The sequence below is a fragment of the Providencia sp. PROV205 genome, from assembly GCF_028479505.1.
GTDB classification, from domain to species: domain Bacteria; phylum Pseudomonadota; class Gammaproteobacteria; order Enterobacterales; family Enterobacteriaceae; genus Providencia; species Providencia huaxiensis.
The window spans coordinates 84435-100179 of the sequence record NZ_JAMPNU010000012.1; the positions used below are offsets into that span (position 1 = coordinate 84435).

At 41.5% G+C, this 15745-nt stretch carries 13 protein-coding genes; 8 read left to right on the top strand and 5 right to left on the bottom strand.

The window, feature by feature from the left end; translation table 11 throughout:
• The first annotated feature begins 100 nt into the window (after positions 1 to 100).
• On the top strand, positions 101 to 958 hold the full coding sequence (locus PR800_RS08745) for an alpha/beta hydrolase (RefSeq protein WP_272530578.1): 858 nt from the start codon (positions 101 to 103) through the stop codon (positions 956 to 958).
• Positions 959 to 960: 2 nt separating this feature from the next.
• Here the strand turns inward: PR800_RS08745 and PR800_RS08750 are convergent, their stop codons facing one another.
• On the bottom strand, positions 961 to 1893 hold the full coding sequence (locus PR800_RS08750) for a LysR substrate-binding domain-containing protein (protein WP_195698024.1): 933 nt from the start codon (positions 1891 to 1893) through the stop codon (positions 961 to 963).
• Positions 1894 to 2487: 594 nt separating this feature from the next.
• On the opposite strand from PR800_RS08750, the gene PR800_RS08755 reads away from it, so the two are divergent.
• The 7 genes from PR800_RS08755 to PR800_RS08785 all read left to right on the top strand — a co-directional run bounded on the left by PR800_RS08755 (position 2488) and on the right by PR800_RS08785 (position 11382).
• Positions 2488 to 3096 carry an ankyrin repeat domain-containing protein gene (locus PR800_RS08755; RefSeq protein WP_272530579.1) on the top strand — a complete coding sequence of 203 codons (609 nt, stop codon included), beginning with the start codon at positions 2488 to 2490 and terminating at the stop codon, positions 3094 to 3096.
• 13 nt (positions 3097 to 3109) lie between these two features.
• Positions 3110 to 4033 carry a DUF2877 domain-containing protein gene (locus PR800_RS08760; protein ID WP_272530581.1) on the top strand — a complete coding sequence of 308 codons (924 nt, stop codon included), beginning with the start codon at positions 3110 to 3112 and terminating at the stop codon, positions 4031 to 4033.
• Positions 4023 to 5573, top strand: coding sequence for an acyl-CoA synthetase FdrA (fdrA, locus tag PR800_RS08765; RefSeq protein ID WP_166266080.1), 1551 nt, complete (start codon positions 4023 to 4025; stop codon positions 5571 to 5573). Before PR800_RS08760 ends, fdrA begins: the two co-directional genes overlap by 11 nt.
• Complete coding sequence (locus PR800_RS08770) at positions 5573 to 6988, top strand: DUF1116 domain-containing protein (RefSeq protein WP_166266083.1); 1416 nt, start codon at positions 5573 to 5575, stop codon at positions 6986 to 6988. The genes fdrA and PR800_RS08770 overlap by 1 nt, the downstream gene beginning before the upstream one ends.
• A 269-nt stretch (positions 6989 to 7257) precedes the next feature.
• Complete coding sequence (locus PR800_RS08775; protein ID WP_102138771.1) at positions 7258 to 8820, top strand: xanthine permease; 1563 nt, start codon at positions 7258 to 7260, stop codon at positions 8818 to 8820.
• A gap of 81 nt (positions 8821 to 8901) precedes the next feature.
• Positions 8902 to 9852, top strand: a complete 951-nt coding sequence (locus tag PR800_RS08780; RefSeq protein ID WP_102138770.1) for a carbamate kinase family protein — start codon at positions 8902 to 8904, stop codon at positions 9850 to 9852.
• A 141-nt stretch (positions 9853 to 9993) separates the two neighbouring features.
• On the top strand, positions 9994 to 11382 hold the full coding sequence (locus PR800_RS08785) for an amidohydrolase family protein (protein WP_102138769.1): 1389 nt from the start codon (positions 9994 to 9996) through the stop codon (positions 11380 to 11382).
• A 68-nt stretch (positions 11383 to 11450) separates the two neighbouring features.
• On the opposite strand, the gene PR800_RS08790 is transcribed toward PR800_RS08785, so the two are convergent.
• From PR800_RS08790 to PR800_RS08805, 4 genes are all read right to left on the bottom strand, one after another.
• The gene (locus PR800_RS08790; protein WP_166266086.1) at positions 11451 to 11705 is read right to left on the bottom strand and encodes a phosphopantetheine-binding protein; all 255 of its coding nucleotides are present in this window, start codon (positions 11703 to 11705) and stop codon (positions 11451 to 11453) included.
• 8 nt (positions 11706 to 11713) lie between these two features.
• The gene (locus PR800_RS08795) at positions 11714 to 13282 is read right to left on the bottom strand and encodes a hypothetical protein (RefSeq protein WP_272530584.1); all 1569 of its coding nucleotides are present in this window, start codon (positions 13280 to 13282) and stop codon (positions 11714 to 11716) included.
• Between the two features lie 75 nt (positions 13283 to 13357).
• Positions 13358 to 14404, bottom strand: a complete 1047-nt coding sequence (locus PR800_RS08800) for an IpaD/SipD/SspD family type III secretion system needle tip protein (RefSeq protein ID WP_272530586.1) — start codon at positions 14402 to 14404, stop codon at positions 13358 to 13360.
• A gap of 5 nt (positions 14405 to 14409) precedes the next feature.
• Positions 14410 to 15738 carry a type III secretion target, IpaC/SipC family protein gene (locus PR800_RS08805; RefSeq protein WP_206276891.1) on the bottom strand — a complete coding sequence of 443 codons (1329 nt, stop codon included), beginning with the start codon at positions 15736 to 15738 and terminating at the stop codon, positions 14410 to 14412.
• Positions 15739 to 15745 lie beyond the last annotated feature (7 nt).

The following is a 15745-nucleotide window of genomic DNA, read 5'->3' on the forward strand; positions in this document are numbered from 1 at the left end:
TAGCTCTGAGGGTGTACCTGTTTCAGGTATGCCCTCAAAAGTATGTGATTCGGGTTGCTGAGCGTAGTCAACACCCCTGCAGCTTGAAGGATGACGAGTATTGAATAAATTATTAATTTCCAGCTTATTATTATGTATGGCAAGCAGTGCGTTCGCACGCCCTAGCCAGACTATCCCAAGTATGGACGAGCAAGTCAGCCAATTTTACGATATCCAACAAACGGATATGACCTATGGTGACCGTGCGCTGCGCATTTACAGTGCGGTACCCTATAATGTCACCGCACAACGCCCTGTCCTGTATATGCTTGATGGTAATGGCTTATACCCCAAAGCGGTTAATCGCGCAGTTGAAAAGCTCCCTGCGGATAAACTACCGATTATTATTGGGATTGGTTACCCCATCGACGAAGCCTTTCCAAAAGCATGGCGAACGCTCGATTACACCCCACCGGTTACCGGTGACGAATTTAAACAAGGCGGAGGCTCCCCTGCGCTATACCAATTTTTAACTGACACTATTCGCCCATGGGCAGAACAGCGGCTTCCTATTGATAAAAACAAGCAAACCCTATTTGGCCATTCATTTGGTGGATTGTTCACCTTAATGGCATATCAACAACAACCGGATGATTTTCAGTTTTATGTGTCTGCCAGCCCGTCATTATGGTGGGGTAAAGGAAGTATGGTGGATTTAGCGAAGCTAACAGCTAAACAAACGGCTTCCCCCCTATTTGTGACTTTAGGCGGTTTAGAAGAGAGCCCTGATTTATCCAAATTGAGCGCCGAACAAGTACAAAATTACCAAGCGCGCAAAAGTTGGATTAGCACACGCCAAGTTTGCACTGAGATTGCAAACCACCAAAGGCACTGTGAATTTACCTTATTCGATGGCAAAAACCACGGTTCAGTGATCCCTGATGCCATCGATAAAGCCCTTGATGTCGCTAGCCAATAATACTAATTGATGGGTTTTAGGAGGTCGCTGTAAAGGTCTGCTAAAACCCCCTTTTCGCCAAATTCTTTGCGGATCCACTGCGTCACAAGCCCAGTAGCCGAATGTTGTGTGGCTAATAGCATATGGGAGTCTTGTCGTGGGTTCTGAATGTGTTTTGTTACCAACAGGCCGTGTTTAACATGTTCTTTAATCATATAATCAGGTAAAAAGCCAATCCCTTCACCGAGTATCTGACACTGGCATTTAGTATTAAAATCAGGAACTTGAATTGCTTCCTGCCCATGTAGTAGCCACCCCACCCGCTTATTAATGGTATGCGCGGTATCCTCTACCATAATATTTGGATAAAGACGCAATTGGCTCTCAGCGATGGGCTCTGGCATCAGCGCCAATGGATGAGTTGCCGCAATAGCAAATTGCCAATGGATCGCACCAATTTCAGTGTAATCAATCCCACCGCCATCCATCAACGTGCCTGGAGCACCAATCGCAATATCTGCATGATTATTAATAATGGCATCCCAAACCCCATTATATACCTCTGTTGTCACGGTGATGTGGCAGGTTGCAAACTGTTTTTTTAATATTTGCAGTAACTTAGCGGTATGATAAGGCGTATATAATAACTGATTAATACAAATACGCACCCGTGCTTCAATACCTTGCTCAATGGAATAAATACTTTTTTGAATGGAATGGAAACTATTAAGCAAATCGGTCGCTTTTCGATAAAAATAGTAACCCGCTTCTGTGAGTTCAATATTACGGGTATTACGAATGAACAATGCGACATCTAAATAAGTTTCAATACGTTTGATGGTATAGCTTACCGCGGAGGTGGTAACGCCTAATTCTTCCGCGGCTTTACTAAAACTCGCAAATTTCGCTGCTGTTGTGTAAGTCAGTAAGTTTTCTTCCGTAAAAATTGAGTTCATACCCACCACCAAAAGTGTTTAAATTTTAGACAAATTATCTTTTTATGTGAATAAAATTCAATAACGCAAAAATCAGATTATTTTTCGAGCATATTTTTATAGCTTAACAGAATTATTAACAACTGGAATAGATTAAATTTGATATATATTTTTCCCAAGTAAAAACCATACATTTAACGTCACTATTAATATTCGAAATACCTAATATTATTGAATTTAATAGGCAAACCAAGCATTAACATTCGATACAGATGAGATCAATAAAATTACAAATTTAACAAATTAAAAACTTTCAATTTGATGTCTATCACAGAACTGAGTAAATCATGATTTTCGATTTTAATTAACAAAAAAAATCACACAATTTGGGTCTAAAAATAGTCATAAACCATCAATAAACGATAAAAAAGGATGCTCATACGCACAAAAAAGCCAGATTATTGAATTTAATTCAACAATCAAACGCCTCATTGATGAATTAAATTTAAATGGATTCTTTTTATTAATGACAATTGCTATGCTCTACACATCATAAATAATCTTCAAATTGTCTTTATCTATGTTGGTAATAAAAACCAACCTAAGGGGAAAATGATGACCGCTAGTACTCTCGCTCACGATTTTTTAACCGCAGCTGAACAAGGACAATTAGAAATATTAAAAAGTTGTCTTGAAAAAGGTGTGGATATTAATACCACCAACCGCCAAGGCCGCACGGCAATTGTTAATGCAAGCCTGAATAAACATTATGAATGTGTTTCTTTCCTAATTAATGCAGGGGCCGATATTAATAAACAAGACCAAACATGTTTTAACCCTTTCTTATTAAGCTGCCTTAATGATGACCTCACGTTGTTGCGCATTGTCTTACCTGCAAAACCAAATTTAGATTTATTAACCCGTTTTGGTGGTGTGGGCATTACACCTGCAAGTGAAAAAGGCCACGTGGAAATTGTTCGTGAATTACTTGAAAAAACCGATATTAATGTCAACCACACTAACTTTGTAGGCTGGACACCACTATTAGAAGCTATCGTGCTCAATGACGGTGGCGAAAAACAACAGCAAATCGTTAAATTGCTATTAGACCATGGTGCAAACCCACACATGACTGATAAGTATGGTAAAAAACCATTAGAGTTAGCGCGTGAAAAGGGTTACAACGAAATTGTGGAGCTACTGATTGCCGCAGACTCTAAATAGGATAAGGAGGCATGTGAACGCATCCATATCTCATCGGCAAAGGTTATACGGGCTAACGGCTGATACACATTTTCTCAATTTGTTGCATCAGCCACAACCTCAAGGAACAGTAGAACAAGTCTTTAATAAAGCCATTAATTTTTCTATTGATAATGTACTTTATACTTTGCTTTGTTCTCAATTAGATAATGCACCAAATAGTTGCCGATTAATCAATAAAGACTTTTCTCTTTTCGATATTAAAGAAGGAGAAACCATTTATTTATTTAATAAAGAAATATTGATTGGCAGTCATTATTTAATATCATTTTCTTTATGTAAAGAATGGCAACAACCTGTTATTAACTTTAGTGATAACAAACTTAAAAATCCAAATTATTTATTATATATCGAAGAGAAAAGAAATAATTTGGATTTAATCTTAACTAAAAATAAAAATTCTCTATTTAAATATCAGGGGGATAACTTTTTTTATCTCTCTATGACAGAACAATTGGTTCAATTACGCTCTGAATTGATTGAATCAATAATTAAGAAAAATAAAGAAAACATGACTCATGTGATCCGCCAGTTTGTTGGATTAGGTATCGGGCTAACACCTTCAGGAGATGATTACTTAGTTGGGTTAATGGCATTTTTATTATTAAACGGCCATCCAGTTGCCACTTTTTACCCTGAGTTTTATCAAGGAGTAACCCACAGCCTAGGCCAGACGACACCAATCAGTGCCATCACATTAGAAAAAGCATTAAACCGAGAATTTCGAGAAAACATGCAGCAACTAATTCAATCATTAGTTGATGCGAAAGAAACAGATATTTATCCACAAATTTTAGAGATTTTAAATATCGGGTCGAGTTCTGGCAGCGACATGCTATTTGGCTTGCGAGATGCCCTGTATATCACCCATTATTTCGGAGAAAACTATGTCGACTAAAGTTGTCATAAAAAAGAATACCTATTTTGATTCCGTATCACTGATGTCTATTTCGACAAAAGCCAATCAACTCGACAATGTTGAGCAAGCGTTTGTCGCGATGGCTACAGAGATGAATAAAGGCGTTTTACGTAATTTAGGGTTACTAACCCCTGAATTAGAAGAGGCTAAAAATGGCGATTTAATGATTGTCATCAAAGGCCCAAGCGATGAAGCGAACGACGCCACATTAATTGCTATCGAAGACCTATTTAATAAGAAAAACCAGGGCGGTGGGCAACATGAAGCCAAATACGCCACCATTAATTCAGCAAAAACACATATCCCAGATGCCAACCTTGCTGTCATTTCAGTCAATGGCCAGTTTGCTGCTCGTGAAGCGCGCATTGCATTAGAAAATGACCTCAATGTCATGCTGTTTTCCGATAACGTCTCCATTGAAGATGAACTCGCACTTAAACAGCTGGCTAGCAAGAAAGGCTTGCTGATGATGGGCCCAGACTGCGGAACCGCCATTATCAACGGTACTGCGCTGTGCTTTGGTAACAATGTACGCCGTGGCAGCATTGGCATCATCGGTGCATCCGGCACCGGTAGCCAAGAACTCAGCGTCCGTATTCACGAATTTGGTGCAGGCGTTTCCCAATTAATTGGTACCGGTGGTCGCGATTTAAGCGAAAAAATTGGCGGTATCATGATGATTGACGCCCTGAAAATGCTCGATGCCGATGATGAAACCCAAGTTATCGCACTGATTTCTAAGCCACCAGCTCCTGCCGTTGCCAAGAAAGTGTTAGAACAAGCGGAAAAATGCCATAAACCTGTTGTCGTGTGTTTCTTAGGTAGCCAACCGCTACCAGAAGATAAGCCGGGTCTAACCTTTGCACAAAGCACCAAAGAAGCAGCACTGAAAGCGGTTCTATTAACCGGTATTCGCAAAGAAGATTTAGATTTACACCCTCTTAATTTACCACTTATTGATGAAGTCAGAGCAAAACTGAAACCTGAGCAGAAATATATTCGTGGCTTATTCTGTGGTGGAACGCTATGCGATGAAGCCATGTTTGCCGCCTTGGAAAAATACGATGATGTTTACAGCAATATTCAGCCAAACCCTGACTACCGCTTAAAAGACCTCAACAAAAGTATTGCGCACACCTTCCTCGACTTTGGTGATGACGATTTTACCAATGGTAAACCTCACCCAATGATCGACCCAACCAACCGTATTGAACGCTTATTGCAAGAGGCTCGCGACCCTGAAGTTGGCGTGATTATGATGGACTTCGTTTTAGGTTTTGGGTCTCACGAAGACCCAGTCGGCGTGATGATCGACGCGATTAAAGAAGCGAAGAATATTGCCAAACAAGATGGGCGTGAATTAGAAATTTTAGGCTATGTGCTAGGGACTGACCAAGACACACCGTCGATGGATGCGCAGGTCAAAATGCTAACAGATGCCGGTGTTATCTGGGCAAGTAGCAGCACCAATACGGGTTTATTAGGGCGTGAGTTTGTATGGAAAGGGGAGAAAGCATAATGACTTCATTATTTAAGCAGCCATTAAATGTCATCAATATTGGCATCGAAATGTTCAGTGATGACCTGAAAAAACAGCATGTTCCGGTCACTCATTTAAATTGGACTCCTCCAGGACAAGGCAACGTTGCGGTTATTCGCGCCCTCGACCAAATTGAAGGTAATGCCACGCTACAAGAAAAAATTGCAGCGGCTAATGCCCAAGCACTTGAGCGTATTATTCAATCTCAGCCTGTGTTAATCGGTTACGACCAAGCGATTAACGTGGTTCCAGGCATGACCAAAAACACTATCCTGCACGCAGGCCCACCGGTTGCTTGGAAAGATATGTGTGGCGCGATGAAAGGTGCGGTGACGGGAGCGCTGGTTTTCGAAGGCTTGGCAAAAGACTTAGCTGATGCAGAACGCGTTGCGGCCTCGGGGGAAATCATTTTCTCCCCTTGCCATGAACACGATTGTGTTGGCTCAATGGCAGGTGTCACTTCAGCATCAATGTTTATGCATATTGTTGAAAATAAAACCTATGGCAACCGTGCGTTTACTAACCTCAGTGAGCAAATGGCTAAAATCCTGCGTATGGGCGCCAACGACCAAAGCGTGATTGACCGATTAAATTGGATGCGTGATGTCTTAGGTCCAATGCTGCGCGACGCAATGAAAATCGTTGGTGAAATCGACCTGCGTTTGATGCTTGCGCAAGCACTGCATATGGGTGATGAGTGCCATAACCGTAACAATGCAGGAACAACCTTACTTATCCAAGCGCTCACGACTGGGATCATTCAAACTGATTTCTCTGTCGCGCAGCAAAAAGAAGTCTTTGATTTTGTTGCAAGCAGCGATTACTTCTCCGGCCCAACGTGGATGGCGATGTGTAAAGCTTCAATGGATGCCGCTCACGGTATCGAATACAGCACCGTTGTCACCACTATGGCGCGTAATGGCTATGAGTTTGGCTTACGTATCAGTGGGTTACCGGGACAGTGGTTCACAGGACCTTCTCAGCAAGTTATCGGCCCGATGTTTGCAGGCTACAAACCTGAAGACTCTGGTTTAGATATCGGTGACTCTGCAATCACAGAAACCTACGGTATTGGTGGATTTGCCATGGCAACCGCTCCCGCTATCGTGGCACTCGTTGGCGGTACGGTAGAAGAAGCGGTCGATTTCTCTCGCCAAATGCGTGAAATCACCTTAGGTGAGAACCCGAACGTGACTATTCCATTACTGGGCTTTATGGGTATCCCTACCGCTATTGATATTACGAAGGTTTCAGCCAGCGGTATTTTACCTGTAATCAACACAGCCATTGCCCATAAAGATGCGGGCATCGGTATGATTGGGGCAGGTATTGTTCACCCGCCGTTTGATTGCTTTGAAAAAGCCATGTTGGCCTACGCACAGAAATATGCTTAGTTTTCAATCATAAAAAAGACGCCCAACTCCGGTTGGGCAATAATAAAATATCAATACCCAAATTATTTACATACAGAAGTAAAACAAAAACTACTTTGTTGCGGCTTAAAATGAGTAAGCAGTTACCCAAAATAATTTAAGTTGCAGCAAGGCGGCAAACGAGGATATCTCAGGGAGCATACTTCAGTATGTGACCTGTGTAGCCGAGTGTAGCCAACACAGTTGCAGCTTAAAGTATGATGGGTAATGACGGGTATGGGAGAATACTTATGAGTATACTAAATATTAAATGGAAACGTGGGGATTTGGCCGCCTACTTCGGCTTAATGACCAATAACCTAACTAACCTACTCACCATGATGGGTCTCTTGATTTTCGTTGTCGGCATCCCATCAGAAATTGTTTACGGCCGTATCGCTCCTGCCTTTGGTTTCGCTGTTTTACTTGCCAGCGTAAGCTACGCTTACTTTGGCCAGCAAATGATAAAGCAAACTGGGCGCGATGACGTAACAGCTCTTCCATCAGGCCCGAGTGCCCCTTCTATCTTTACGGTGACGTTCTTAGTCATCATGCCTGTCTACCAGACAACACAGAATGCCGAATTTGCGATCCAAATCGCACTAGTTTGGTGTTTTGTCGAGTCAATGATCCTCGTCGGTGGTTCTTTCTTAGGTGAAACCATCCGTAAAATGATCCCTCGCACCGTACTGTTATCCTGTTTGTCCGGTTTAGGATTACTGTTACTGGCGATGAACCCGATGCTGCAAGCGTTTGAAGCACCAACGGTTTCATTCATTGTGCTGTTATTAATTTTCATTAACTGGTTTGGTAAAAAACCGATTTTTGCTCGCATCCCAACAGGCTTATTACTGCTAATTGCTGGTACCGTACTGGCATGGGCTTCCGGCTTGCAAAGTGCAGAAGCAATCAAAGATTCAATGGCATCATTTGGCTTCAACCCACCAGGTATCCATATTGATAGCTTCTTCCAAGGCCTTCCTCACGCTCTGCCTTACTTAGCGTCTGCGGTGCCACTTGGCTTAGCAAACTATATCTTCGACCTTGAAAATATTGAAAGTGCGCATGCTGCTGGTGATGAATATAATACTCGTAAAGTCATGTTAGCTAACGGCTTATCATCTACTGTCGGTTGTTTTCTGGGTAACCCATTCCCAGTAACCGTTTATGTGGGTCACGCGGGTTGGAAAGCGATGGGCGCAAGCGTGGGTTATACCTTAGCATCCGGTATCACCATGTTTATCGTCCCACTATTCGGTATCGGTGCCTTTATGTTAGCGATTATTCCAATGACCGCTATCGTGCCAATACTGGTGTTTATCGGGGTTGTCACCGCCAACCAAGTGGTACGAGAAACGCCAAAAATTGAAGTCCCCGTTATCTTTATCTGCCTGTTCCCATGGATTGCTAACTGGGCATTGACGATGGTTAATAGTGTTATGGGCGCGGCAGGTACCTCTGCAAGTGCAATTGGTGTTGAAACCTTGTTACACAAAGGGGTTTATTACCAAGGTCTGGTTCATTTAGGTAACGGGGCACCTTTAGCCAGTATGTTGTGGGGCTGTATTGCTATCTTTGCTATCCTCAACCAGCCACTGCGTGGAGCTATTGCTGCTGCAGCGGGAGCAATATTAGTCTTCTTCGGAATTATTCACTCCCCAGCGGTCGGAATTGCCACCGGTTCGACCTTGATGTTTGTTTACGCATACCTCATGATGGCGGCTTTGTTTGTACTCAAGCACTTTTTAGATAGCCGAAAATCTGTGGAAGAGCAACAAGCTGAAAAATCTGAGAAACTCAGTAAGTCAGTGTAATCCAGCACACTTTACAGGGTCGATGTACTCAACTCAGTACACCGACCCTCAGTTAACTCTCTGTATCAGGATACATTAACAATGAAAGAACTCGTGGTTGTTGCCATCGGGGGCAACAGTATTATCAAAGATAACAACAGCCAGTCTATCGAAGCTCAAGAAAAAGCCGTTCAAGAAGTCGCACATCATATTAGTGACATGCTGGAAGGCGATTACAACATTGTTTTGACCCATGGAAATGGACCCCAAGTTGGATTAGATTTGCGCCGTGCTGAGATTGCCCATGAAACCGAAGGTTTGCCGTTAACACCGCTGGCTAACTGCGTAGCGGATACGCAAGGTGGAATTGGCTATTTAGTTCAACAAGCGCTGACTAACGTCTTAGCAAAACGCCATAACCGACAAGCGATTACGGTAGTGACACAAGTTGAAGTCGATAAAAACGACCCAAACTTTAGCGCGCCTACCAAGCCGATTGGGGCATTTTTCACTGAGCAACAAGCTCAGCAATTGCAGCAAGAAAACCCAAACTGGCATTTTGTTGAAGACTCTGGCCGCGGTTACCGCCGTGTGGTGGCCTCCCCCGAACCAAAACGAGTCATTGAATCACAAGCTATCCGCACCTTAACAGAACACAATTATGTGGTGGTTGCTGCAGGTGGTGGTGGTATTCCAGTCATTGACAACGGCAATGGTGGCTACAAAAGTGTTGACGCGGTGATTGATAAAGACCTCTCAACAACTTTACTGGCGAAAGAGCTCAATGCCGATATTTTAATTATCACCACAGGTGTCGAAAAAGTGTGTATTCACTTCGGCAAACCTGAACAAAAAGCACTCGGTGAAACCAGTACCCGCGACATGCAGCGTTATATGGAAGAAGGCCATTTCCCTGCGGGTAGCATGTTACCGAAGATTGAAGCCAGCCTATCGTTTATTGCCAATGGTGGTAAACGCGTGATCATCACCACCCCTGAAAAGCTACCAGAAGCCTTACGCGGTGAAACGGGAACCCATATTATTCAAGGGTAAGTTTCTATAATCTGGATCATGCGAATTTTTTGTTAATCGCAAATTGCAGTATCCCTCAGATCGTTTAATGACGATCTGAGTGGGTAAGTGTCGCTTAAAAACAGGAAATTCGACAGTAAATGGATATCACTAGGAGTTTCTATGAAAGCAGAAAAATCATCAGGCAGAAGAGAGTTCCTTTCCACCAGCGCTAAAGTCGCAGCCGCTTGCACTTTATTCGGCGCGGTATCGGGCTTTGCCTCCGCTCAAGGCCAAACTAGCCAAAAAGCAGGCCTATCTAGTATTACGGATAAACATTATTACCTCGATGACGTATTACTCGAAACTGGCTTTAATTATCAGGACTCAACGGTCGTCGGCACCCAAACCGCATTACATACGGTAGAAATCCGGGACGGTAAAATTGCAGCTGTTTTACCGAATAAACAGCATGCAGATGGCACATTAAATGCCTATAGTGCGCAAGGTAAACTGATGCTACCGGCCTTTCGTGACATGCATATCCACCTTGATAAAACCTTCTATGGCGGGCCATGGCAAGCACCACAGTCACGTGAAGGCAAAACCATCATGGATATGATCGCGTTAGAGCAAAAATTGTTACCTGAATTACAACCCTTCACGGAAGAAAGAGCAAATGCGCTGATCGCACTGATCCAATCCCAAGGATCAACGATTGCGCGTAGCCATTGTAATATAGAGCCCGTTTCCGGTTTAAAAAATTTAGAAGCCTTACAAAAAGTGCTTGGTGAACACCAACAAGACCTCACTTGCGAAATTGTCGCCTTTCCACAACATGGCTTATTACACTCCAAGTCAGAAGGTTTAATGCGTGAAGCCATGCAAGCAGGCGCTCATTACGTTGGCGGTTTAGACCCAACCAATGTAGATAGCGCGATGGAAAAATCCCTCGATTCGATGTTCCAAATTGCGTTGGACTACAACAAAGGCGTGGATATTCATCTGCATGAAACGAGCCCAGCAGGCGTTGCCGCTATCAATTATATGATTAAAACAGTGGATGAAAACCGCAGCTTGCGCGGTAAAGTAACCATCAGCCATGCCTTTGCACTGGCAACACTCACCCCTGAACAAGCGGAAAAAACGGCAAAACAGTTAGCTGAGCAACAAATCACCATTGCCTCTACCGTCCCGATTGGCACACTGCATATGCCACTGAAAACCCTAAATAAAAATGGGGTATTTGTGATGACCGGAACGGACAGTGTGATTGACCATTGGTCGCCCTTTGGCCTAGGCGATATGCTAGAAAAAGCCAATTTGTACGCGCAGCTGTATACTCGCCCTGATGAGCTATCGCTATCCCGTTCACTTGCCATCGCAACAGGCAATATTCTGCCGTTAGATGAAAAAGGCCAACAAGTGTGGCCAGCTAAAGGGGATGATGCCAGCTTTGTGCTACTCGATGCATCTTGTTCTGCCGAAGCCGTCGCACGGATCTCACCAAGGTTCGCGACTTTCCATAAAGGCCATTTAGCCCACGGAATGATGCCAAAGTCTGCAGCATAATGATAAAAGAATAGCGCCTATAGGGGCTATTCTTTTATGCTTCGGTTAAATACCGTGGCCTTCTGTTTTTATTTGACACTCAATAGGTACTCGACAATGTCGAGTAAATTATGCCATTTCATCCAAACTGCATCGTGAATTGGCTGCTCTGTATACTGCTCGATAGCCGCTATCAACTCTAACATTTCCAGCGAATCAATATGGACATCACGGATCAACTCAGAATCTATCGTAAGGGCCTTTTCGATGCCCGAATAAGTCCGTATGAATTGAATTTGCTCTGAAAGCCATTGCCAGTGAATGTCTGTTTGTTCATTTTTCAATTGGTTTCTCACTCTGGTGTGGTGTAAGCGTCTTTCTTGCTTTGGTCACGCGTTAACGCACCTCTTTCAGTTAACGTCACTGGCTTACCCGTATTTGGAATATGTGAGTAAGTATCCACGACTGTTTTAACTGCTTCACGGTCGCCTTGGTAGATTGCCTTATCTGATAAATTACGGGTGAGTGCGCCATTTGCCGATAATGTCACCGCTTTTTGATCTTTTTGCTCTTTGAGTACCCAGCGGTTATTTTTGTCCTTTTGATAAGTATTAGGTGAAAACGTAGTTTCCTGCCTTGAAGGTGCTGAATAGTTCAGCTGCTCCTGAGCAATAGTATTTGATTTCCTCACTAATAAAGGCCGGGATTCCAAAAGGGCTTCTTGTCTTATTGGGTCTACATTAGGCTTTGTTTCTTTGGCTGCATCTTTTATCCCCAATAAAACATTAAAATCTATTGCTGGTTTTTTATTCATTCCATCCAGTGCCATATCATCTATCATTTGTTGATCAGCGACTTGACCATTTTCTTGATTGTTACCTTCAACCTGCTGCTCTTTAGAATCTACATGTTTATCATTTGTATTTGTGTTTGCAGTCCCCTGCGTCACATTATAGATATTGTTAAAGTTAACCGTTATAGGTTTAGTTGGCGAAGAGGGCACTTCTTTGTTGTCATCAGGAATGCTTTCGTTACCACCATCCACGCTATCCTCTGGTTTGATCTTTTTATCTGGATTTGGAGCTGCCGTATTTTCAGTCTCATCATCCGTTTTTATAGAAACAGTTAACTCCTTCATAGTTTCAAGATACTGTTCCACCCCCGAAAATATAATATCTAGCTGTAAGTGTTTATCAACTGATCCATCAGACTTATGTTTTTTCAGCTGATTTTTCGCTTCCATAATTAATTCATTTTTTGTGTTAAAAAGAAAATTAACAAATAATTTATCGATCGGGAATTCTTCGATGGTTTTTTCAGTTAACAAAGATGTTAATTTTTCTTTAGCTTTAGGCTTAACATATTTATTAAAAAGACGTTGAGACAAATCATAAATATTTCTTTCACTCCAGATATTATTAAAAGGCATTGCTTCAAACACTTCTTTCAATGATTTAACCATCTGCTTAGTGTCTTTACCACTACTATTATTAACTTTCTTAATTAACTTTGCCATACAGTCTAATATATTTGACTTTTTAATTTCCTCATCAGTTAACAATGTCAAAACAACAAATATATTTTTAGAAATATATTGCAACTCTTTTTCTTCTAAATAGCCATCAGCCCCTAAATTTTGGGTTTTGGTTATCATTTCCAAACTAATATCAGGGTATTTCTCGCTTAATAGCGATTTAACTATATTCGCCTGCAAATCCTGATTACTAGGATGTAACCCTTTATTATCACCTGGAATATCATATGTTTTATTAATACCTTTTTCTTTGACAGGAAAAAGAGCTTCCTGACCTGTATTATTAACTGAATTTATATTTCTTGAAAATAGTTTATTATTTTCAGGTGAAGATAATGAATTATTAACAGGTGACATAGGTATATTATTACGTTCAATTTTCATCATCACCTCTCCTTATTGATTAATATAAAATTAAATAAAAATCAAATTTCACTCTATAGGCAAAATTCAATTCTGACATTACATATTGACGTAGCCATTATTATATTGCTGTAAATCTTTATAGAGTTGAATAAGTAACTGGGTTAAGGTTTCAAAGTGGCTATTATCTTGTCGAAAGGTTTCTAATAAACGTGATACTGAGCTATTAATCGCATTTTTTTGACTATCAATGGCTGTTTGTAAGCTTTGGTATTCTTGTGACAAAATATCACTACCATCTTTATCCCAAGTTGCCGAAGAGTGGTTCAATGCATAAAAAATTTCTTTTACTGGCTTTAAATCTGGAAATACGCATAACTTTCCATCCATTCGCTCAATAATAAACCCTTGCCCTGATAATTTTTTTTCCCAAAAAGCATACTCTTGCTCAGTACCTTTTATCTCCATTAGCGGCTCAGCATTATCAAAATCAGGCTTCCATTTTCCAAAATATTCGCCAACACTTTTTCGGGCAGGTTTCTTTTTTTCTGCTGTAATACCATCAACTTCCCTGATTACACTCGTACCCGAATATTTCGCAACCATTTCATCCATAGCCCTTAAAGTGTCTTCTAATTTGATATGTATTTTACCATCTTCACCCGCCTCTATATAACGAGATAGCTTACTTACCATGGTATTCATATCTTGCATATATTGGGTTGATGCTTTTACTAATTCACCGTATTTTTTTTGGTAATTCGTATGAATATTATCAATCATTCCAGATAACCCATTTATATGCGAGCGGCCATCATTGAGAGTTTCCACTCTTCTTGTCGCTCTTAATGCCTTAGCCTCCGCATAAGTATCATTCACATATTTATTTTCGAGTTCCAGAGTATTCGCTCTAAGCTGAATCTCTTTAGGAGAATGATTTTTCTGTTGCTGCTGATAAGTCTCTTCTGGCACCGAATATTGAATTTGATTTAATTTATCAAGGATTTGTAGATAGAGCTGATGTGATTTATCAGACGCAGTTTTCTCCTCATGAATGGGAATTGGTTCTTGCTTTGTCGGAACCAATTCCGCCATCTGCTGATATTTAAAGAAACTATCTAGACTGCTACTATTACAGCAACCCATAGCTTTTAGCCTCTTACCATACTTTGCATTGTTCTTAGGCTACCTTCACGAATTTCACGTAAATGCTCTTGCATTTGTTTCGCAATATCCTGGCTCTTATCAATTTGTTTATCTTTATCGGAGTAAACTGAACGTGCAGTGTCTGCCACGGATTGTTCAATCATTTTATCCGCTTCTGCCGATTTCACATTAACTTGATTTGACGCTGTCGCTAATTGACCCGCGTTATCTGACATTCGAGAGGCTAGCTCTGCCACGCCCATTTGCACGCGAGATTTGTTCATGACTTGCTCGTGCTTTTCATGCTGTGACAGCCCCAAATCTTTCGTACGTTTGCTTGCTTCTTCAATTCTTTGGCTTGCAAGATTCTTTTGACTTTGTGTCGCTTGATTACTCAGCGTCACTGTTGAGCCATCTTTCCCCACTAAACTCAAGGTATTCGGTTTCGTTGCATCGCTTCCCACGTTGCCATTTAACCCAGATAACTTACTTGCACCACTGATGTTTTGGTTTCCTGGTATTAAGTTATTTTTAATCGATTGGTGTTGTTGGCGCAGCCCTCTTGCTTGGAAAGCGCTGCCCGCAGCAGTAATCGCGAGAGAAGTAAAGAAGCCCATCATCGCGCCTTTAAATGTTTCTTTCCCTTCACGAATTGTTGAGTCTGCAGAAGCTTGTACCATTTTGGCATTTAATTGCAGAAATTCCGCACTAATACGCCGGTCTGAAATATTGATTTCTGCCATCACTTTGCGGATAATTTTCGACAGCTCCACCAGTAAATCATTACTAATAATTCCAACAAACGAGTTATTCTTAATACTATCAATAGGTTCTTGACCTTTATTACCACTATCAACCCGCCCTGAAGGTGAATCTTTGAAGAAACTACTGGCAATCAAAACTTGAACGGCTTGGGACATTTGTTTTAAATCAGCTTCATCTGGTAACTGAGCATCTCCAATAAGCTGTTCAATATGACTTTTTTCTTCTGTTAACACCTTGCCAATTGCCTGCTGAATATTTTCTGGCGTTAGTGTTCGGAAGGTATGAAGATCATCCAATGTGGCTAACTTATCGGAGTTCGTTAACGCAGAAATATCCGCAAGCATCTGGTCATCATGTATTGAAAATTGAGTTACTTTTAATAATGGCTTGTCCATCTGCATCTCAGGCCCTGATGCCACGGTGTGCACATCATTTAATTGCACTCCCTGCAGTAAAGGAGTGGCTACTGCTTTTGTATTACTGTTAGTTACTGGGGAAACGTCACCAAAATTAACAGGATTACGACGTAAAACGGGATTACTTAGTTCTGATTGAATATTAAGACTCATTTGATAA

Coding starts and splice junctions, on each gene's coding strand:
- PR800_RS08805 (WP_206276891.1), bottom strand. CDS start 15,738: ATGAGTCTTAATATTCAATCAGAACTAAGTAATCCCGTTTTACGTCGT.
- PR800_RS08770 (WP_166266083.1), top strand. CDS start 5,573: ATGACTTCATTATTTAAGCAGCCATTAAATGTCATCAATATTGGCATC.
- fdrA (WP_166266080.1), top strand. CDS start 4,023: ATGTCGACTAAAGTTGTCATAAAAAAGAATACCTATTTTGATTCCGTA.
- PR800_RS08785 (WP_102138769.1), top strand. CDS start 9,994: ATGAAAGCAGAAAAATCATCAGGCAGAAGAGAGTTCCTTTCCACCAGC.
- PR800_RS08800 (WP_272530586.1), bottom strand. CDS start 14,404: ATGGGTTGCTGTAATAGTAGCAGTCTAGATAGTTTCTTTAAATATCAG.
- PR800_RS08780 (WP_102138770.1), top strand. CDS start 8,902: ATGAAAGAACTCGTGGTTGTTGCCATCGGGGGCAACAGTATTATCAAA.
- PR800_RS08750 (WP_195698024.1), bottom strand. CDS start 1,893: ATGAACTCAATTTTTACGGAAGAAAACTTACTGACTTACACAACAGCA.
- PR800_RS08795 (WP_272530584.1), bottom strand. CDS start 13,282: ATGATGAAAATTGAACGTAATAATATACCTATGTCACCTGTTAATAAT.
- PR800_RS08775 (WP_102138771.1), top strand. CDS start 7,258: ATGAGTATACTAAATATTAAATGGAAACGTGGGGATTTGGCCGCCTAC.
- PR800_RS08755 (WP_272530579.1), top strand. CDS start 2,488: ATGACCGCTAGTACTCTCGCTCACGATTTTTTAACCGCAGCTGAACAA.